The sequence below is a fragment of the Pseudonocardia acidicola genome (assembly GCF_012911935.1).
Lineage (GTDB): Bacteria > Actinomycetota > Actinomycetes > Mycobacteriales > Pseudonocardiaceae > Pseudonocardia > Pseudonocardia acidicola.
The window spans coordinates 1-18,535 of sequence record NZ_JAAXLA010000029.1; the positions used below are offsets into that span (position 1 = coordinate 1).

At 71.7% G+C, this 18,535-nt stretch carries 18 protein-coding genes and 1 tRNA gene; 5 read left to right on the plus strand and 14 right to left on the minus strand.

Annotation, left to right across the window (positions count from 1 at the left end; translation table 11 throughout):
- Positions 1–3: 3 nt before the first annotated feature.
- From HF526_RS16615 to HF526_RS16645, 7 genes are read right to left on the minus strand one after another with little or no spacing between them, the layout of a single operon-like run.
- Positions 4–432: a hypothetical protein gene (locus HF526_RS16615; protein ID WP_169382366.1), complete on the minus strand. Its 429-nt coding sequence runs from the start codon at positions 430–432 to the stop codon at positions 4–6.
- Positions 433–470: 38 nt separating this feature from the next.
- Positions 471–1,490, minus strand: coding sequence for a C40 family peptidase (locus tag HF526_RS16620; protein ID WP_169382367.1), 1,020 nt, complete (start codon positions 1,488–1,490; stop codon positions 471–473).
- A gap of 50 nt (positions 1,491–1,540) precedes the next feature.
- Complete coding sequence (locus HF526_RS16625; RefSeq protein ID WP_169382368.1) at positions 1,541–2,149, minus strand: hypothetical protein; 609 nt, start codon at positions 2,147–2,149, stop codon at positions 1,541–1,543.
- Entirely contained in the window at positions 2,139–4,085 is a 1,947-nt protein-coding gene (locus tag HF526_RS16630; protein ID WP_338051528.1) for a hypothetical protein, read from the minus strand. The genes HF526_RS16625 and HF526_RS16630 overlap by 11 nt, the downstream gene beginning before the upstream one ends.
- On the minus strand, positions 4,082–7,129 hold the full coding sequence (locus HF526_RS16635) for an ATP-binding protein (protein WP_169382369.1): 3,048 nt from the start codon (positions 7,127–7,129) through the stop codon (positions 4,082–4,084). The genes HF526_RS16630 and HF526_RS16635 overlap by 4 nt, the downstream gene beginning before the upstream one ends.
- Positions 7,116–7,574 (minus strand): hypothetical protein, encoded by a 459-nt coding sequence (locus HF526_RS16640; RefSeq protein ID WP_169382370.1) that lies wholly within the window; start codon positions 7,572–7,574, stop codon positions 7,116–7,118. The genes HF526_RS16635 and HF526_RS16640 overlap by 14 nt, the downstream gene beginning before the upstream one ends.
- A 4-nt stretch (positions 7,575–7,578) precedes the next feature.
- Complete coding sequence (locus HF526_RS16645) at positions 7,579–7,842, minus strand: hypothetical protein (RefSeq protein WP_169382371.1); 264 nt, start codon at positions 7,840–7,842, stop codon at positions 7,579–7,581.
- 537 nt (positions 7,843–8,379) lie between these two features.
- Between HF526_RS16645 and HF526_RS16650 the strand changes: the two genes are divergently transcribed.
- Positions 8,380–10,677 carry a heterodisulfide reductase-related iron-sulfur binding cluster gene (locus HF526_RS16650; RefSeq protein ID WP_169382372.1) on the plus strand — a complete coding sequence of 766 codons (2,298 nt, stop codon included), beginning with the start codon at positions 8,380–8,382 and terminating at the stop codon, positions 10,675–10,677.
- A gap of 75 nt (positions 10,678–10,752) precedes the next feature.
- Here the strand turns inward: HF526_RS16650 and HF526_RS16655 are convergent, their stop codons facing one another.
- The 3 genes from HF526_RS16655 to HF526_RS16665 all read right to left on the minus strand — a co-directional run bounded on the left by HF526_RS16655 (position 10,753) and on the right by HF526_RS16665 (position 13,552).
- Positions 10,753–11,703, minus strand: coding sequence for a hypothetical protein (locus HF526_RS16655; protein WP_169382373.1), 951 nt, complete (start codon positions 11,701–11,703; stop codon positions 10,753–10,755).
- A gap of 102 nt (positions 11,704–11,805) precedes the next feature.
- A complete protein-coding gene (dcd, locus tag HF526_RS16660) occupies positions 11,806–12,387 on the minus strand; it encodes a dCTP deaminase (protein WP_169382374.1) in 582 nt (193 codons plus the stop codon).
- Between the two features lie 34 nt (positions 12,388–12,421).
- Complete coding sequence (locus HF526_RS16665) at positions 12,422–13,552, minus strand: UDP-N-acetylglucosamine 2-epimerase (protein ID WP_169382375.1); 1,131 nt, start codon at positions 13,550–13,552, stop codon at positions 12,422–12,424.
- Between the two features lie 186 nt (positions 13,553–13,738).
- Here HF526_RS16665 and HF526_RS16670 point away from each other — a divergent pair.
- A tRNA-Gly gene (locus HF526_RS16670) sits at positions 13,739–13,809 on the plus strand.
- Between the two features lie 175 nt (positions 13,810–13,984).
- Here the strand turns inward: HF526_RS16670 and HF526_RS16675 are convergent.
- Positions 13,985–14,578 carry a dihydrofolate reductase family protein gene (locus HF526_RS16675; protein ID WP_169382376.1) on the minus strand — a complete coding sequence of 198 codons (594 nt, stop codon included), beginning with the start codon at positions 14,576–14,578 and terminating at the stop codon, positions 13,985–13,987.
- Between the two features lie 242 nt (positions 14,579–14,820).
- On the opposite strand from HF526_RS16675, the gene HF526_RS16680 reads away from it, so the two are divergent.
- Positions 14,821–15,432 carry an ArsR/SmtB family transcription factor gene (locus HF526_RS16680; protein ID WP_338051529.1) on the plus strand — a complete coding sequence of 204 codons (612 nt, stop codon included), beginning with the start codon at positions 14,821–14,823 and terminating at the stop codon, positions 15,430–15,432.
- Position 15,433: 1 nt separating this feature from the next.
- Positions 15,434–16,135, plus strand: coding sequence for an SRPBCC family protein (locus HF526_RS16685; protein WP_169382377.1), 702 nt, complete (start codon positions 15,434–15,436; stop codon positions 16,133–16,135).
- Here the strand turns inward: HF526_RS16685 and HF526_RS16690 are convergent.
- The 3 genes from HF526_RS16690 to HF526_RS16700 are packed head-to-tail and all read right to left on the minus strand — an operon-like array spanning position 16,132 to position 17,729.
- Complete coding sequence (locus HF526_RS16690) at positions 16,132–16,569, minus strand: DUF7677 family protein (protein ID WP_211177337.1); 438 nt, start codon at positions 16,567–16,569, stop codon at positions 16,132–16,134. The genes HF526_RS16685 and HF526_RS16690 overlap by 4 nt on opposite strands.
- Positions 16,570–16,583: 14 nt before the next feature.
- Positions 16,584–16,943 (minus strand): MmcQ/YjbR family DNA-binding protein, encoded by a 360-nt coding sequence (locus HF526_RS16695; RefSeq protein WP_169382378.1) that lies wholly within the window; start codon positions 16,941–16,943, stop codon positions 16,584–16,586.
- Between the two features lie 60 nt (positions 16,944–17,003).
- Positions 17,004–17,729 carry an alpha/beta fold hydrolase gene (locus tag HF526_RS16700; RefSeq protein ID WP_169382379.1) on the minus strand — a complete coding sequence of 242 codons (726 nt, stop codon included), beginning with the start codon at positions 17,727–17,729 and terminating at the stop codon, positions 17,004–17,006.
- A gap of 115 nt (positions 17,730–17,844) precedes the next feature.
- Here HF526_RS16700 and HF526_RS16705 point away from each other — a divergent pair, with 115 nt between their 5' ends.
- Complete coding sequence (locus tag HF526_RS16705) at positions 17,845–18,438, plus strand: cadmium resistance transporter (protein WP_169382380.1); 594 nt, start codon at positions 17,845–17,847, stop codon at positions 18,436–18,438.
- Positions 18,439–18,535: the final 97 nt, after the last annotated feature.

Here is an 18,535-nt window from a genome sequence, read left to right on the forward strand (position 1 = left end):
GGCTCAGAGGGGGGCGGCGGGGCGGGGCTCTACGCGGCCGGCCGACGCCGGCGGCAGCGGATCGTCGACCGGGGCCAGCACCCGGTGGCCCTCCGGGTCGTCCACGGGGTTGTCCGCGGCGTCGCGGTAGACGAGCGCGCCGTCGGGGCCCAGGTCGGCCAGGTACCCGGCCGCCGCGAGTTGCTCCTCGTCCATGTCCACCAGCGATTCCCACCGGCTGGGGACGACCTTGTAGTCCGGCCACGGCAGATCGGCGTAGGCGTCGTGCAGGTCGGCGAGCAGGCCGGTGAAGACCTGCTGCCAGCGCAGCGGCATCGACTGCGCGAGCGATCGCGGCACGACGAGGTAGTCCTGGGTCGCGCCCGGCGCCGGACGGTCGAGGTAGTCCCGCAGCGGCGTCGTCGACGCCGGCGCGGGGGGATCACTAGGCATGGCGTACTCCCGGTCGTGCTGATACCCGAGCCGCGGCGTCAGGCGGTGTTCGGGGCGGTTCCCGGACGCGTCGCCAGCGGCACGAGTTCCTTATAGTTCCACGGCACCGGCTGCACCCGGACGGACTCACCGCTGTAGGGCGCTTCCACCATCTGCCCGTCGCCCATGTAGAGCATGACGTGATGGATCGTCGACGGGTCGCTGGGATCCGTCGCGTAGAACAGCAGGTCGCCGGGCTGAGCGTCCCTGACCGGAACGTGCCCGCCGGCGTTGAACTGGTCGCGCGAGACCCGCGGCAACTCGATGCCGGCAGCCTGGAACGCGCGCAGCATCAGGCCCGAGCAGTCGTAGGTGTTCGGCCCCGTGGCGCCCCAGACGTAGGGCTTGCCCACCTCGCCGAGCGCGAACGAGATGGCCGTGCGGACCGCGCCCGCGGGCAACGTGGCCGCCGAGGGAGCGCAGCGCGCCGGGGACGGGACGACGTTGGCGAGCTGCTCGACGAGCTGTGTGGCCAGCCCCTCCCACTTGGCGTATGCGTCCGGGAAGGCGGAACGCTGCACGGTCTGCGCGGCGACGGTGACCGGCAGCTGGTCCCAGCCCGGGACCTGCAACAGCCGCTGAATGAAGATCCGCGTGCTGTAGATCGGGTCGGTGACCTGCGACGGCGAGCCCCAGCCCTGCGATGGCCGCTGCTGGAACAGGCCGAGCGAGTCCCGGTCGCCGTAGTTGATGTTGCGCAGGGTGGACTCCTGCATCGCGGTGGCCAGCGCGATCAGCCACGCCCGCGGCGGGGCACCCATGTCCCGGGCCACGGAGATGATGGTCGCGGCGTTGCTGCGCTGCTCGTCACTGAGGTCCCCGATGGTGGTGCCGGCCCGACTGCCGAGGCCGACGCCCACCGGTGGGAAGTCGCCGTTGCACAGCCCGCCGCCCGACGAGGTCCCGCCGCCCACCTGGAAGGCGATGAAGCCGATCCCGAGGAACAACCCGAGAGCGGCTGCGATCGCGACGACAGGCACCAGCAGCCGCAGCGGGCGCAACGGGCGCAGCGCCGTCATCGCCGCTCACCCGCAGGTGCGTGACGCCGCCGGGGACCACCCATGGGCGGTCAGGCCCGGTCGTAGCCGGCGACCCGCCAGCCGTTGTTATCGGTGTCGACAACGAGCACGAGCAGCGTCAGCGCGTCCGTGGGCACCTCGACCTTGAGCGATCGGGGTGCCACCTGCACGGCGCGCGGCGGTCCGGTCACCCGGTCGGCCGGGACGTTGGCCGGGTCCACGTCCGTGAGCTGCGCCAGGTACTCGTCCGTGGTGTACGGACGCAGACCGGCCAGCCACTGCTCGGACGTGATCCCGGCGGGATGGTTCACCCAGGCCGCCGACCAGCGGGACGCCACCTGCAGGGCGGCGACGGGAGCCTGGGACAGCGGCAGGGCGGTCGGCGTGAGCGGGGCGACCGGCGGCAGCACGGTCGGCCCGGCCGCGCCGGCGCCCACCTGGGACGGGTCGGAGACCCCCGGCGTGGCCGCGGTGTCCGAGCCGCCGGCCAGCAATCCTGCGGCGGGCGTGCCGCGCAGCGACGTGACCGCCAGACTGACACCCACCGCGACCGCGATGACCACCACCGCGGTCACCGCCAGCCGGGCCGGTGACCGCAGCGGCCACTGCCACACCGAGCGGTAGGCGGCGCCGCGGCCGCGCGGGGACCTAATCGGCACGGCCCCACCCGTCCCCGGCAGAGCCGTTCCAGCCCGCCGAGCCGTATGCCGGCTGGGCGGGGCGCGGGCGGTAGATGCGGTAGACCGGAACCCCGTCGACGAGCTCGGGTTGCACCGGGCGAGCGCCACCGGGCCGCATCGGCACGGCGTCGGGCCGCCGGTAGATCACTCGCTCGTCCACCTCGCCGAGATCGGGCCAGCGCGGCTCCCGGGCACCGCCGACCCCACCCGACCCCGACGGCAACGCAGGGCGTCGCGCCGCCGGCACCAGCGCCGTCGCCGGCTGCGGCTCGGAGTCCACCCGACGCCGGGGCGCCCGCGCCCCGGCCGGCGGGGCCGCCGCGCCCGGCGCGGCCTCGGGCCGGGCGTTCTCGCCGTCACGGACGCCCACCCCTGTAGCGCCCCGCTCGTTCCACCAGCGCGACTGGCGGTCGTCGGTGGGCCCGCCGCGCATCCGCTGCCAGACCCGGGACATCGGCCCGGTGCCGGCGCCGGGCACGATGCCGCCGAACTGCTCGCGGGTGAGCGAGACCATCGAGACCAGCCGCCGGAACGGCCGCGCCACCGCCCACATCACGACGGTCACCACGCCGGTGACCAGTAGCGCGAGCCACAGGTCGATCCCGGCTCCGGGCCGGAACAGCGACACCACGATCAGGGCGTGCAGCCCGGCGAGCGCGCCGACGACGAGAGTGTTGACGATCGCCGCGCCGGCCACCCGCAGCAGCGCGGGCAGCACCTCCGGTTTCAGCACCGCGAGCACCGCAATGGCCGGTGCGGTCATCACCATGAGCCGTAGCAGCAGCATCGCGACGAGCACCAGCACCTTGGACAACAGCTGGAACAGCGCGATGCAGACGGCCTGCACGACAGCGAGCACGCCGACCCCGACGCGGCTGCCGGACTTGCCCTGGAAGTAGGGGTACCGGTCGCCCATGCGCCCGGCGATCGCCGCGAAGTCGGTCTTCTTCTGCTGGGCGAGCTCGGGGGTGTCGCGGCCCTCGGCGACCTCTTGCTTGGTGAAGGTCTGGGCGCGCAGCAGGTCCCGGCCCAGCTGCTGGGCCTGCGGGACGTCCGGCGAGCCGAAGTCGCCGCGCAGCCAGTTCTGGTAGATGACCTGGTCGACAAGCACGGTGGGCAGCGTGTCCCGGTCGCCGAGCCCGACCTGGTTGAGGAAGCCCTCCTGCATCTGGGTGACACCGTTGAGCAGCAGCCCGTCGGCGGCCTTGGCCCAGTCCACCGGGGCCAGGTACGCCGCCGAACCGATCATGAGTGCGAGCGCGGCGAACCCGGTGCGCTGGGCCTGCCGGGCCAGATCCCCGCGAATGGCCAGCACCAGCAGGATCACCGCGAGGACGAGCAGCGCCGGGCCGATCCAGGTGGTGAACACCGTCTGGTACATGGCCTTGGTGGCCCCGGAGATCAGTGCGTCGAGCGGGGAGAGCACCTGTCCGCCGTCGGCGATCAGGTAATGCGCCCAGTTCACTCCGCCGACGACGAACTTGGCCACGTTGAACGTCTGGTTGCCCAGCCACGTGTCCGTGGTCGTCGCCGGGTTGAGCACGGCGCTGCCGGCACAGCCGAGGTCGTAGTTGTGCCACACCATGCCCGCGTAGCCGACCTCGTTGTATACGCTGCCGGGTTCGCCGACGCCGTAGGTGGGCGGATCGAGTGAGCCGACGAGGCCGGTACCCGGCCGGTCGGGTTCGGGGGCCTCCTTGCAGTCGAAGGGTTGCGCGAAGGCCGGCTGCCCCAGCAGCACGGAGCCGCCGACCAGGACGGCGACCACCAGGAAGGCGACCCCACGGCGCGACCGCGGCCGCGCCGTGGTCGCGCTGTTCGGTCTCCGGCGGTGGCGGGCGGCCAGCAGCGCGAGCCCGATCACGAGCAGCACCGGCCACGCGCCGACGCCCGTCGGCAGCCCTCCCGGGATCACCGACCGGCCTCGCCGGCCGCGCCCACCTCGGAGCCGGCGGGCCGGCCCACCTCCCGCCCGGGTTCCCGGGCCGGGTTGTCGTCCCAGCTCTCCGCCGGGTCGTCCACGAGATCCCCGTCGAGATCACCCAGCAGGTCGAGCTCCTCGTCGTCGAGCAGTTCGGCGTCCATCGGCACGACCGGGACGGGCCCGGGACGCACGCCGCCGCGGCCGGTGAGCACCTCGTCGCGGTGGGAGCCGGCCCCGAACGCGGCGGAGTGGCCGTTGCGGAGCCCACTGACCGGGATGTCATCGGCGGTGCCGAAGTCGCCGTCCCGATCGGCCCGGCGCAGCGCCGCCGGCTCGTCCGGCGCGTGCACCTCGGCGGCCGAGGCGGCCGCGACCGGCACCCCGCGGGCGGACACCCGGCTGGCGTCCGGGTTGGTGTCCAGTGCCTCCCGGACGTGTTCGAGGTGCGGGGCCTCGAGGTCGATGCGGATCTTCTCCACGCCGCCGTGGCCGTCGGCGAAGACGAACTGGCGCGGGGTGTCGTCGGGCCGGTCGTCGTGCCGCGGCCGGGGCGACAGGGTGCCGAGCATCTGCTCGTAGCCGACGCCGGTGGGCACCCGCAGCAGCCGCAGGGCGTCCGCCTGCGCCTCCTCGTCGTCGGTGCGCCCGACGAACACCGCGTTCACCAGCGACGCGAAGCCGGAGACCCGCAGCAGGTCGCCGGCGAGCTGGGACGCGAAGAGCGCACGCACGTTGAACTTCCGGGAGTCGCGGGCCAACCGGTCGATCAACACCTTGCCCGTCGGAACCTGCGAGAGGAAGTGCGTCTCGTCGAGTGCGACGCCCTTGCGCAGGTTCCGGTCGGCCTCGTAGATGGTGCGCTGGGTCAGCCACGACGCCAGGTTGAGCAGCTCGACGGCCAGGGACTCGGTGTCGGTCCACTCCTCGCGAGGGCTGCCGGGCCGGGGCAACGTCATCCCCTGCATGGTGAGTACGGTCAGCCGATAGTCGCGGTCGGCGTGCCACGGGTCGTCCCGGGAGGTGTCCGGGAACAGCAACGCCGCCTGCGGGAGCTCGCGCCGCTCCTCCAGGAAGTCGGCGACGATGCCCGCGTGCTCCTCGCCGTCGCGGGCGTGCCGGCGCAGCGAGTCGATGACCTGACCGGGATGCCGATCCGCGGCGCCGCCGACCTCGCGCACCGCGCGCAGCAGCACGATCCGGGTGTGCGGCAGCCGGGACACGTCGTAGGGCAGCAACCCGGTGAGCACGTCGAGCACCAGGCGGCGCCGGGTGGCGGCGGCCAGCGAGCGTTCCCGGCGCCAGGCGCGTTCCGGGTCCTCCTCGTCGGCGAAGTGCTCGGGGCGCGGCTCGGCGACCACCCGGTACGGGTTGAGGATGCCGGGGTCGGCCCGTAGCAGGTTGATGTGCCGGGAGAACGGCGCCAGCTCGGGCAACCGGGTCAGCTCGGCCAGCGGCCCCGACGGGTCCAGCACCGTCCACCGGGCGCCGGCCCGCAAGGTCTTGTAGACGATGAGGCCGGTGAGGAAGGACTTCCCGGACCCCAGACCACCGACCACCGCGGTCAGGCCGGACGCCCGCCGGACCTCCTGGGCGAGCCACGGGTCCCAGGCCACGGGGCGCCGGGTCGCCGTGCAGGTCTCGCCGAGCATGATGCCGCGCCGGTCACCGACCGACGCCGTGGCCGCCGGCACCGCGGCCGCGGCCCAGGTCACCGAACCGCGCCGGCGGTAGGCCGTGGACGCGAGCGGCTCGCCGGGGATGAACTCGCGGGCGTAGCGGTACTGCGCCTCCGGGTGCTCGATCTGGACCTTCGGCCGGTAGATGTCGAGCACCTGCTGCGCGCGCGTGATCGCCTCGGCCTCATCGCGGCCGGCCACGGCGATCCGCCACCAGCCGTAGAGCCGGGTGTTGAGCTGGGTCAGGCCGGTGGTGACCTCGTCCTCGATCTCCAGAACCCGGTCGGCCTGCCTGGCCAGCGACATCGGGGGGTCGAGGTCGTGGTCGTGGGTGTAGTGCCGAATCTGGCTGCGCACCTTGCCCATCTGGCGCTGCAGTTCCCCGGTCACGTCCTCGGGGCGGCGGACGTAGATCCGCGCCGACCACTCCACGGGGAACGGCAACCGGTCGGAGTGCTGCATCCACGGGTCGTCGACCTCGGGGATGCGCAATCCCTCCATGAGCCCGACGGACAGCACCGCCACGTTGCGCGTGACGGTCTGCGACCGCAGCCGCCCCACCACCTTGACGGTCGGCGCGTACGGCTCCTGGTACATGTCGACGCCGTCGGTGAACGCCGCCAGGTCCTCGGTCTCCCACCGGCCGGTGCCACCGGGCACCGCGGAGAGCGTGCGCGGCGCCGGCAGACCCAGCGCGCAGGACCGGTGCATCAGCCAGGCGATGTCCTCCGCGGTGGCCGGCACCGCGTCCAGCCCGCTCCCGGAGACGAGCACGTCGAGGTGGTTGACCTCGGACTCGAGTGCAGCGAGCTCGGCGCGCACCGCGGCCGGCGCGACCTTGCCGAGCACCGGCGCGGCCAGATCCACCCACCGGTCCAGCACGCTGCGCCCGGATACCTCGATACCGAGGAAGACCTCCTTGTCCGACATGGACAGGCCCATGAGGTGGCGCTGCTCGCCCTCCAGGAACCCGTCCCAGCCCAGCGCACCGGCGACGTCGGGCAGCCGGCCGAGCGCGTTGTGGTCGAACGACTCGGCCCACATGTGCACGGGGTAGGGCCGCGTGGTCACCCGCAGATGCAACCAGCGGCCCTGCAGCTCACCGAGCTGGGAGGCGATCTGGCGGATGAGGATCTCGCGCTGTCCGTCGCTGCGGAAGCTCCAGGCCTGTGCAGCCAGCCGGTACCAGGCCATCACCTGGGTGCCGGTGCGCGTCAGGTGCCCGTCGATCGAGCGCAGCGCGATGTCCGGGACATACTTCGGCAGCCCCGCCTCTCCGGCGAGCTGGCGCCCACGGCGGCGCCACCCGCGGGCGGACTCGGGGGAGGCGTCGTCGGGCCGCTTGTCACGTCCGGGCACGCCGGAACCCCTTCCGCGGGCCCGACAGCCGCGCTCCGCTGTTCGTGGTCCGTCCCTGGGCGGGCCGCGCCCCGGCCGATGCCCGCGCACCGGCGCCCTGCACCTTGACGTGCGCGGAGCGCACGGCGCCACCGGCGACCGCGGTCCGCCGGCGCGGACCGGTCACCTCGTGCCGGAACAGCTCGAACACCTGACCCAGCGGGCGCTCGTAGCCGATCCGCTTCCCGAGGAAGCGGGTGATGACGATGGTGGCGATGAGCGCCCAGGCCACGGAGAAGAAGTCGAGCCCGATGCCCACCCTGCGCTGCAAGAACATCATGAAGATCATGACGAGCAGGCCGAGGCCGTAGCTGACGTAGCGGGCGCGCCAGGGGAAGGTGGCCCGGGGCGGGCCCAGCCAAACGGCATCGACCCGGTACACCTCGTCGTCGGTGCGGACGAGCACCGGATCACCCCACGATGAGCGACGCGAGGAACTGCCCCACCCGCGGCCCGGAGCCGGACACGGCGATACCGAGTGCGACCAGGCCGACGAGCAGACCGATGCTGCGCCGGGCGACGCCGGCGTTGTCCCCGCGACCACCGATCCACAGCAGGATGATCGCGATACCGAGCAGGATCAGGGGGACGATGTTGCTCTGGATCCAGCCCTGCAGGCTGTTGGTCGTCAGGTTCTGCGCAGCCCAGAGCCCCACGGCCTCCGGTGCGGTCATGACGGCTCCTTCTTATGGGCGCTACCGCCCCGAGGTGCCGTACCCGACGCCCCGGGCTGGTGGACACCCGACCCGATCTTCTCGGCCATCGCGTCCGGCGTCGAGTAGACCATGTTGACCAGCATGATCCTAGGGGACGCGCCCGTTGAGCCCACGCGAGATGCTACGGAGCGCGACAATGCCGACCATCTGGGTGACCGATCGCCGCGGGCGCGGCGGTCGAGATCACCGAGCGCGTCCACATGGCGCTCGGGTCCCCCTTCTCGCCTCCCACCGGAAGCGGGACTGCCGCCCCTGCCGCCGATCCCTGGGCGCTCACGCGCGCGTGAAGAGTGACACAGACTGCACCACATCGGCATGTCAGACGCGCCGCGGCCGGGATACCCTCACTCACCAGTCGTCTAGTTACCCGTCAGTAACTAGATAGATGATCGACCTGTACGCACTCGGCCGTGGACGGGGTGACCGGTTTACCCTGCTGCGCAAGTGCATTCGCGTCCCACCACACGCGAACACCTGTAGTTCAGGGAGGAACTCGTGGTTGTGAGACTGGTCATCGGCCTGGCGATAACGGTGATCGCCTTGGCGATCGCTGGCCGGCGGGCCCTCCAAATCTACCAGCTGATCAAAGCAGGCCAGCCCGCCAACGACCGCCTCGAGGGTCTGAACGATCGGATCAAGGCGCAGTTCGTCGAGGTCTTCGGGCAGCGCAAGCTGCTGAAGTGGTCGGTCCCCGGCCTGGCGCACTTCTTCACGTTCTGGGCGTTCGTCATTCTGGCCACCGTCTACCTCGAGGCCTACGGGGCGCTGTTCAACCCGACCTTCCACATCCCGCTGATCGGCCGCTGGGGCGTGCTCGGCTTCCTGCAGGACACGATCGCGGTGCTGTGCCTGATCTCCCTGGCCGTGTTCAGCGTGATCCGCATCCGCAACGCCCCGGAGCGCAAGGCACGGGCGTCACGGTTCTACGGCTCCCACACCGGTGGGGCCTGGCTCATCCTGTTCATGATCTTCAACGTCCTCTGGACGCTGTTCTTCTTCCGGGCGGCGTCCTCGGCGCTGGGCACCTTCCCCTACAAGTCCGGTGCGTGGGCTTCGATCGGGCTGGGACAGCTGTTCACCGGCCTGTCCCACACCGCCCTCGAGGTGGTCGAGAGCGTCGGACTGCTGCTGCACATCGGCGTGATGCTGGTCTTCCTGGTCATCGTCGCCTACTCGAAGCACCTGCACATCTTCACCGCCCCGATCAACGTCTCGGGCAAGCGACTGCCCAAGGCGCTGGGCCCGCTGCTGCCGATGGAGTCGAACGGCAAGCCGATCGACTTCGAGGACCCGGGCGAGGACGACACGTTCGGCCGCGGCAAGATCGAGGACTTCACCTGGAAGGGCATGCTCGACTTCGCGACCTGCACCGAGTGCGGTCGCTGCCAGAGCCAGTGCCCGGCGTGGAACACCGGCAAGCCGCTGTCCCCGAAGCTCGTGATCATGGACCTGCGCGACCACCTGTTCGCGAAGGCGCCCTACATCATCGGCGGCAAGGAGGCCCCCGCGGAGGGCTCGATCGACTTCTCCGCAGGCCTCACCGACGACAGCCACCTCATTCACCACGGGGTGCCCGAGTCCGGCTTCGGCCGGATCATCGGGTCCGGCCCTGAGCAGGCGGCCCGCCCGCTGGTCGGCACGGCCGAGCAGGGCGGCGTCATCGACCCCGACGTGCTGTGGTCCTGCACCAGCTGCGGGGCGTGCGTCGAGCAGTGCCCGGTGGACATCGAGCACGTCGACCACATCATCGACATGCGCCGTCACCAGGTGATGATCGAGTCGGAGTTCCCGTCCGAGCTGGGCGTGCTGTTCCGCAACCTGGAGAACAAGGGCAACCCCTGGGGCCAGAACGCCAAGGACCGCCTCGAGTGGACCAAGAGCCTGGACTTCGAGGTCCCGGTGTTCGACGGCGAGCTCTCGGCCGACACCGAGTACCTGTTCTGGGTCGGCTGCGCCGGCGCGTTCGACGACAACGCCAAGAAGACCGTGCGGGCCACCGCCGAGCTGCTGCACCGGGCCGGCGTGGGCTACACCGTCCTCGGCCCGGAGGAGTCCTGCACCGGCGACCCGGCGCGCCGCTCGGGTAACGAGTTCTTGTTCCAGATGCTGGCCCAGCAGAACGTCGAGATCCTCAACTCCGTGTTCGAGGGTCGCGAGCCGGGCACTCGCAAGATCGTCACCACCTGCCCGCACTGCCTCAACACCCTGGGCCGGGAGTACCCGCAGCTCGACGGGCACTACGAGGTCGTGCACCACACCCAGCTGCTCAACAAGCTGGTCCGGGAAGGCAAGCTCGTCCCGGTCGCCGAGCCGGCCGCCGACAAGGCCGCACCCGTCACCTACCACGACCCGTGCTACCTGGGCCGGCACAACGAGGTCTACACCGAGCCGCGCGAGCTCGTCAGCGCCGCTGGCGCGACGCTGACCGAGATGCCGCGCCACGCCGACCGCTCCATGTGCTGTGGCGCGGGCGGGGCCCGGATGTGGATGGAGGAGCGCATCGGGCAGCGGGTCAACGTCGTCCGCACCGAGGAGGCCCTCGACACCCTGACCGGGGTCGCGGGATCGGACGGGGCCGCCGCCGGCGGCACCATTGCGGTCGGCTGCCCGTTCTGCAAGACCATGCTCTCCGACGGCCTGACCGAGAAGCAGTCCGGTGGGCTGGGCGAGAACGTCCAGGTTCAGGACGTCGCGCAGATGCTGCTCGCCGCGGTCAAGCGCGGTGACGGCTCCGGCAACGGCGTCGCGGCGGAGAAGGCGGACGCCGAGAAGGAGTCGGCGCCGCAGAGCTGATCGGGCGCGAACCACCGAGCCGACGGGGCCGGTCCGCACACGGTGCGGACCGGCCCCGTCGCCGTTTCGGAGGGCTCAGCAGGGGGCGAAGCCGGTCACGACGTAGGTCGAACCGGTCGTGCGCCCCACCGTCAGCCGGCCGAGCTGGGGGCCTGCGGGGGCAGCGTCCCAGGTCATGTGGCAGGCGTCCACGGTGGTGACATCACCGCTGGAGGTGCTCTCCGCGGTCGCCCTCGCGTAGCCGCTCGGGTCGGTGACCCGGGCGGCCAGCGCCTGGACGGCAGCGGCGCAGTCGGGTTGGCCCGCGGACGCCGCGAATGAGGGCTGGGCCGGCTCGGCGAGCAGGTTGTCGCAGATCGCGCCGGTGTCGCCGCGGGCGATGCTGTTCAACAGCACGGGCAGTACCGCCGTCGGCCGCGGCGCTCCGAGCTGGCCCCGGCTCTGCAGATGCGTCTGTACCTGCTGGGCCTCCACCTGCTCCGTGGTGCGGACGGTCGACAGCCCGTACCCGAGGCCCGAGCCGGCGCAGAGCACGACGCCGACGGCGAGGAGCTTCCAGGCGGGCAGCCGCAGCAGGCCCGCGATCAATACTCCGATACTGGCCGCCATCGCCCAGGCCCAGGGTCCGGTCGAGAACATCAGCCCGACGACGAGCGCGAGGCCGGCCAGGTGCCAGGTCCAGCCTCGCAGCAGCCGATCGAGCCGCAGCACCACCAGCAGGATCAGCGTCCCGAGACCCGCCGCGACCGGCACCCACCACCGGCCCGGATCGTCGAGGAACGGGAAGAGCAGCACCGCCGCTCCGGCAAGGCCGAGCCCCACAGCGCCGCGCCAGTTCCGCAGCCGGAACCGCGACCACGCACTCGGCGGCCGGTGCAACGGCGGCGGGTAACGCGGCGGCTCGAAGGGCGGCGGCTCGTAGCGGGGCGGTAACGGCTCCAGGGCGCCTCCGGCGTCCGAGGCCTGCGGCGGCACCGCGGGCAGGTTCCCCTGCGGCGGAGTCGGTGGTGTCCGGGGCGGCTCCATCGCGCGTCACAGTACTGGCCCGATCACCCTCCGTGCGTCCGACGAACCGGCGACGCCCCGGTTACAGCCAGCAGCGGGCCGGCGGGTCCGCCGGGCGCTGAATCAGCGCCGGGTGTCGGCCCGGTGGAAGTTGAGGTGGGCCCGCGAGGGCGTCGGTCCGCGCTGCCCCTGGTAGCGGGAGCCGACGCCCTCGCTGCCGTAGGGGCGCTCGGCCGGGCTGGACAGCCGGAACAGGCACAGCTGGCCGATCTTCATCCCGGGCCACAGCGTGATCGGCAGGTTCGCCACGTTGGACAGCTCGAGGGTGATGTGACCGGTGAAGCCCGGGTCGATGAACCCGGCGGTGGAGTGCGTGAGCAGGCCGAGCCGGCCCAGGCTCGACTTGCCCTCCAGGCGGCCGGCCAGGTCGTCGGGCAGGCCGACCGACTCGAACGTCGAGCCCAGCACGAACTCGCCGGGGTGCAGCACGAACGGGTCGTCGCCCTCGGGCTCGACCGTCGTCGTCAGCTCGTCCTGCTGCTCGGAGGGGTCGATGTGGGTGTAGCGGGAGTTCTGGAAGACCCGGAAGAACCGGTCCAGGCGGACATCGATGCTCGAGGGCTGGAGCATCGACGGATCCCACGGGTCGAGCACCAGACGCCCGGCGTCGAGCTCCTTGCGCAGGTCTCCGTCCGACAGCAGCACGGCGCCACCCTAACGGGCGGCCCGCCGCCGGGATTCAGGCGTCGGTCGCCGACGGCTGCGGGGGCTGCAGCTTCGGGGTGGTGCTCATCCCGAACATCCAGGCCACCGCCTGCTCCACCCGGACCGCCTCGTGGCCGTCGGTCGGCTCGGCGGGCTGGCGGGGATCGGCGTCGAGTACCTGCATGACCGTCGACATCACGGCCGGGCTGACGATGCTGCGGATCGAGTCGCCGGGATGGGCGGCGTGCGGGCCGTCGACGAGCACCGCGGGCGTACCGAGCCCGGGGGCGTCGGCGACCAGCTCCGGGTCGTCGGACACCAGCACGGTGGCCGCGGCGACCAGGCCGACCAGCTCCGCCAGTGGCAGCGCGTGCACCACGATCGCACGGTCGCGCTCGGCGAGCCGGCACGCGGCGTCGTCGTCGCACAACTCGCCGAACAGCACGACCTCGGTGTCGGCGTCGCGTTCGAGCAGCTCGGGCAGCCCGTCGATGATCTCGGAGGATGCGGCGTTGTCCAGCCCGACCAGCACCAGCCGGGATTCGCCGGCCTCGACCCTGCGGACCAGTCGGGCGAACCGGACGTCGGAGGGCTGCGGATTGACGGCCATGGTGTCACCGACGGTGATCACGTTCGGGCCGAGCGGGCTGCCGAGCGCAGCCCCGCTGGTGGTGAGGAACAGCGACGCCAGCTGCCCGATGATGCGGCGGTTGGCCTCCTGCGGGAACGGGCAGAGCAGATCGTCGCTGGCCACCCCGGCCTGCAGGTGCACAACCGGGATCTGCCGCCAGAACGCGACCTGCGCGGCCACGACGGCGGTCATTCCACCGCCGTACACCATGATCGCCGACGGGTCCTGGTCGACCAGCAGCCCGTCGATCCGGGCCATCAAGGTCGCGGCGACCGCGGCGGGCGTGTGGCCCGGGTGTTCCCGGAGCAGCATCGTGATGTCGGCGGGCACCCCCAGCGCCTCGAAAGCCTCGTGCACCGCCATCGGGTCGGGCCCGGTCGCGACCGTGAGGCCGCGGATCCGGTTCGCCTCGGCGATCGCGGTGGCCACGGGGGCGAGCCGGGCCACCTCGGGGCGGCTGCCGGCGATGAGCAGCACATCGTGATCGTGGTCCTGGGTCGGGAGCGCGCCCAGGAGCGGGCCGAACGCCGTCATCCGGAGATCCTTTGCGGCGGGGGAGCTTGACCTGCTGGTGCTCTGCAGTGTGGACCACACCACTACGGCGCGTCGAGCAGGTCCCGGTTGCGGAAGACTCGGAAGTGTCAGAACCACCCCGATGGAGGCATCCGGAGGGGGTGCTTCACTGCTTTACGTGAGGTGCTAAGGTTCAGATCGCACGCTGCGGATGTAGTTCAATGGTAGAACATCAGCTTCCCAAGCTGAATACGCGGGTTCGATTCCCGTCATCCGCTCTCGCCACGAAGGCCCAGGTCACCGGATGTCCAACCGGGACCTGGGCCTTTGTCGTACCCGGGGTCGGCAGGGGTGGCAGCAACCACTCGACGGGGCTTCAGATGTCATTGGGACTGTCACCGGAAGCCCCGCCTGCCCGGTCGCAGGTCACCCGGCCATCTCCCGGGAACAGCGTCATCGCCCCGCCGGCCGATAGGTGCAGATCAGGACGCCGGTCCCGGCTGTCGCGGTCGATACCAGCTCGAGTGGGCGGGCCTGGCCGCCGCCGGGGAACAGCCGCTTGCCGCCGCCGAGCAGGATCGGCTCGATCATCAGCCGGTACTCGTCGACGAGGTCGTGCTCGATCAGTTGCGCGGCGAGCGAGGCACTGCCCATGATCAGCAGCCCCTTGCCGTCCCGCGCTCGCAGGTCGCGCACCGCGCCGATCGCGTCGTCCGCGGGCAGCAGCGTCGAACCGGGCCAGGTGAGGTCCTGCTGGGTGAGGGTGCGCGATGCCACGTACTTCGGGATCTCGTTCATGCGGTCGGCGAACGGGTCGCCGGCGCGGTCGGGCCAGGCAGCGGCCATCGTCTGCCAGGTGCGCCGGCCGAACAGCAGCGCCTCCGTTGTCGTCATGACCTCACCGATCGCCGTGCCCATGGCCTCGGGGTCGAAGTACGGCATCGACCAGCCGCCGTGGGTGAACCCGCCGTCGGTGTCCTCCTCACGACCGCCGGGGGCCTGCACGACACCGTCCAGGCTCATGAAGTCGCTGAGGATGATCTGCATCGCCGCTCCCTCGTCAGGCGGCCCGGGCGGGCCGGTCAGCAGGTAAGACCCGGGGCGTGCGGCGAAGTCATCGCCCCGCTGCACCGTCGCATGCGGAACGCCGGGCGGTGCGCCCCGGGCGAGAGCGCGGCAACTGGCCTCACGCAACGAACCGATCGCGACCTGGGCCTGTTCGTGCTGGTCATCCGCTCGACAACTTCAACATCATTGACAAGTTTTGTTGTCGGTGAGAGCGTCGGGCCGTGTTCGATGTGGCGGTGATCGAGGACCCGGCCGCGGCCGAGGTCTCGCTGGACCCGGTCCGGGCCCGGCTGCTGGCCGAGCTGGCCGAGCCCGGGTCGGCCACGTCGCTGGCCGCGCGGGTCGGCCTGCCACGACAGAAGGTGAACTACCACCTCAAGGCGCTGGAGCGGCACGGGCTGATCGAGCTCGTGGAAGAACGCCGGAAGGGCAACTGCACCGAACGGGTGCTGCGCGCGACGGCGGCGTCCTACGTGATCTCGCCGGCCGCTTTCGCCCCGGTGCAGCCCGACCCGGCCCGCGCACCGGACCAGTTGTCCGCGCGCTGGCTGCTCGCCCTCGCCGGCCGACTGGTGCGGGACGTCGGGAGCCTGATCACCGGCGCGGCGCGGGCCCGCAAACGGGTCGCGACGTTCGCGTTGGACGGCGAGGTGCGCTTCGCCTCGGCGGCCGACCGCGCGGCCTTCGCCGAAGAACTGGCGGGAGCAGTCGCCACTCTGGTCGGCAAGTACCACGACGAGACGGCGGAACGCGGGCGCTCCCACCGGGTGGTGGTCGCCGTGCATCCCAGCGTCGCGCCCGACGCGGCCGGAACCGAGACGAAGGAACCCTGAGATGCCCCGTGAGTTCGAGATCCGCAAGGAGATCCCGCTCGATGCCACCCCGGAGCAGGTATGGGAGGCGATTGCCACCGGTCCCGGACTCGCGGCCTGGTTCATGCCGATGGAGATCGGGCCCGACGGGGCCACCGTCTGGGATCCACCCGAACACCTCGCCGTCCGGACCCCCGAGGCCGAGGACGGCACGACCCAGGCCTTCGAATACCTCATCGAGGCGCGCGACGGCGGCAGCACCGTCCTCCGGTTCGTGCACAGCGGCTTCCTCGGCGACGGCTGGGACGCCGAGTACGAGGGCATGACGAGCCATGGCTGGGACATGTACCTGCACACGCTGGCCGAGTACCTGACGTACTTCCCGGGCCGGTCCGCCACCTACGTCGAAGCCGAGGGGCCGCCGGCGTCGGCCGAGGCCGGCGCGTGGCCGGTGATCCTCGAGGGGCTCAGGCCGGCCGGTCCGGTTGCCCAGGGCGACCAGGTGCGGCTCACCCCGCACGGTCTCCCGCCGATCGAAGGCGTGGCCGACTACGTCGGGCCGGACTTCCTCGGCGTGCGCACCGGCAACGCCCTGATCCGGTTCCACGGCCGGTCCGGGCTGGGGATGCCGGTGGCCGTCGCGCAGCACGTGTACTCCGGTGACGTGGATGGGAAGCAGATCGAGCGGACCTGGCGCTCCTGGCTCGACGGGTTGTTCACCTAGGCGCCGCGGCCGCAGCCCGGTTCTCGCCGACTGCTCAGGGGGAGTTCGACCTCCCCGTCTTCGAAGGGCGGCTCCACCACGTACTCGTTGCCGAGGTACTGGCGGGCGTACTGCGCAGCGCGGCGGGCGGCATCCTCCTCGTTCGCCACCGTGCCGTCCGACGAAACGTCGAGCACGTTGCCGAGAATGGCGAACACCATCTCCGACACCGAAACGAACTCGACCAGCGCAGGGCGACAATCGCCGAGCGGACCGAGAACGTCCGGCGCGAGTGTTCCGTTGCCCAGGTAGAACGCGAAGTACCGGAAACGCACTGCGGACACCAAGCGGGAGTTGACTCCCAGCCACATCATTCTCGGGACGCGCCCCGCCGGGGCAGCCTCGCCGGGTGCCGATACGGACCGGCCGACCGGCAGCCAGGTCGACAGGCCCACGAACAGAGTTTTCGTCAGACCGACGAGGACCACCGGCCGGCGTCGAAGGCGGCCCGCAGCCGGGCCGGAGCCTTCTCCCGCCAGGCGTCCTCGATCAGCTCGACGAGCTGGTCACGGCCGATTTTCGTCAGATCGACGAGGATCGCACCGTATCCGTCGTAGTGCGGCGTGGTGTAGAACGCCGGATCGCCCGAGGCGAGCAGCGCCTCCTTCTCGTCGAGCCGGCACGGCAGCATCAGGCCGCCCTCGGCCTCGATGCGCAGCCGGGCGAACGACGTGCCGCGCACCTTCAGCGACGGCGTCCGATACGACGTCGACTCCTCGACCTCGGGCAGCTCCGTCCCGATCGCCACCACGTCATTCCATGTCGGCATGGCCCCATCATCGCGGGCCGGTGGCGCGGTGGCGCGGTGGCGCGGAACAAATAACGCGGATCAGCCCGGGGTGTTCTCGGCCAGGAATTTCTCGACGGCCGCTCGCGCCGCCGGCTGGTGCTCCGGCTCCTTCCACTGTTCCACCAGAATCGCGTTGGGCGCCGTCGCGGCGAGCTTGCGGGAGGCGCTCCGCGGGTGGAACCGGTCGTTGCCCATCAGCACCAGAATCGGCGTCACGAAAGCCGCGATCTCCGAGGCGGGAACGCTGAACAACATGTCGCCGCCGCCGTACATGCCCTCGCGGAAACCGGCCCAGTCACTCTCGTCGGCCTCCGGGTGGGCCGCCTTCTGCTCGGCCGCCCACCCGTCGAACATCTCGTAGAAGGCGTCCCGGTTGCCGTCCAGGCCGATCGGCTGCAGCGCGACGGCGGACGCCACCCGTGCCGGCACCTCGTGCAGCAGGTTCACGATGTAGGAGCCGCCGATGCACATCCCCAGTACGTGGAAGCGGTCGACGCCGAGATGGTCGAGCAGCGCGAGCTGGTCGGTGGTGTAGGTCGCCCAGCCGTCCGAGCCGCTGATCGGGCCGGTCGAGCGGCCCGCGTTGCGCTGGTCCATGGCGATGACCCGGTAGCTGGACGAGAGCTGCTCCACGGGATTCCACGGGGCGCGCTCCCAGGCCTCGATGGACGACCGCATGCCGCCCGGCGCGATGAGCAACACCGGGAAGCCCGTCCCGTGCTCCTCGTAGTAGATCGTGGTGCCGTCCCGCTCGAAGGTCCCCATCGGTCCTCCCCTTCCGATCGGTGTGCCGGGCGCTAGTCCAGCACAGCAACGGGGCGTGCACCGGATGCAACGCCTGATGCTCCGCACAACGCCGGCGCGCCGCTAGGGTCGGCCCGTGACGCTGGGGCTCGTCGGGCAGGCCACCGGCATGTTCGCCGTCACCAACATCGACGACATCGTGCTCCTGGCCCTGTTCTTCGGCCGCGTCCCGGGCCGGGCCGCCGCCGGGCGGATCGTGCTCGGCCAGTACCTGGGGTTCGCGGCGATCCTGCTGATCGCGGCGGCCGGGAGCCTGGGCGCGACGCTGCTGCCCGACCCGGTGCGCCCCTATCTCGGGCTGGCGCCGATCGCGCTCGGGCTACGGGCCGGCTGGCAGGCATGGCGCGAACGCCGAGGAACCGGCGACACCGATGACGAGTCCGTCCCCACCGGGCCGGGTGTGCTCACCGTCGCCGGGGTGACCGTGGCCGGCGGCGCGGACAACCTGGGCGTCTACATCCCGGTGTTCAGCGCCGAGGGCCCCGGCCGCACGGTGCTGTACGCCGTGGTCTTCCTGGTCCTCGTCGGCATCTGGTGCGCGGTGGGCCGCGGCCTCGCCACGCGGCCGGTCATCGCCAGGTCCCTGTCCCGCTGGGGACATGTCGTGGTGCCGGTCGTGCTCATCGGGGTCGGGCTGGCCATCCTCGTCGAGGGCGGGGTGTTCGGCTGACCGCGGCCGGGCGAACACCTCGCCCGGCCGTCGTGCCGGGACTCCTGGTGGTGATCAACCTCGGGCTCGCCTGGTCCTGGGGCCGGTCGTAGCGGCT

Coding starts and splice junctions, on each gene's coding strand:
- HF526_RS16615 (WP_169382366.1), bottom strand. CDS start 432: ATGCCTAGTGATCCCCCCGCGCCGGCGTCGACGACGCCGCTGCGGGAC.
- HF526_RS16620 (WP_169382367.1), bottom strand. CDS start 1,490: ATGACGGCGCTGCGCCCGTTGCGCCCGCTGCGGCTGCTGGTGCCTGTC.
- HF526_RS16645 (WP_169382371.1), bottom strand. CDS start 7,842: ATGACCGCACCGGAGGCCGTGGGGCTCTGGGCTGCGCAGAACCTGACG.
- HF526_RS16655 (WP_169382373.1), bottom strand. CDS start 11,703: ATGGAGCCGCCCCGGACACCACCGACTCCGCCGCAGGGGAACCTGCCC.
- HF526_RS16665 (WP_169382375.1), bottom strand. CDS start 13,552: ATGACGGCGTTCGGCCCGCTCCTGGGCGCGCTCCCGACCCAGGACCAC.
- HF526_RS16675 (WP_169382376.1), bottom strand. CDS start 14,578: ATGCAGATCATCCTCAGCGACTTCATGAGCCTGGACGGTGTCGTGCAG.
- HF526_RS16685 (WP_169382377.1), top strand. CDS start 15,434: ATGCCCCGTGAGTTCGAGATCCGCAAGGAGATCCCGCTCGATGCCACC.
- HF526_RS16695 (WP_169382378.1), bottom strand. CDS start 16,943: ATGCCGACATGGAATGACGTGGTGGCGATCGGGACGGAGCTGCCCGAG.
- HF526_RS16700 (WP_169382379.1), bottom strand. CDS start 17,729: ATGGGGACCTTCGAGCGGGACGGCACCACGATCTACTACGAGGAGCAC.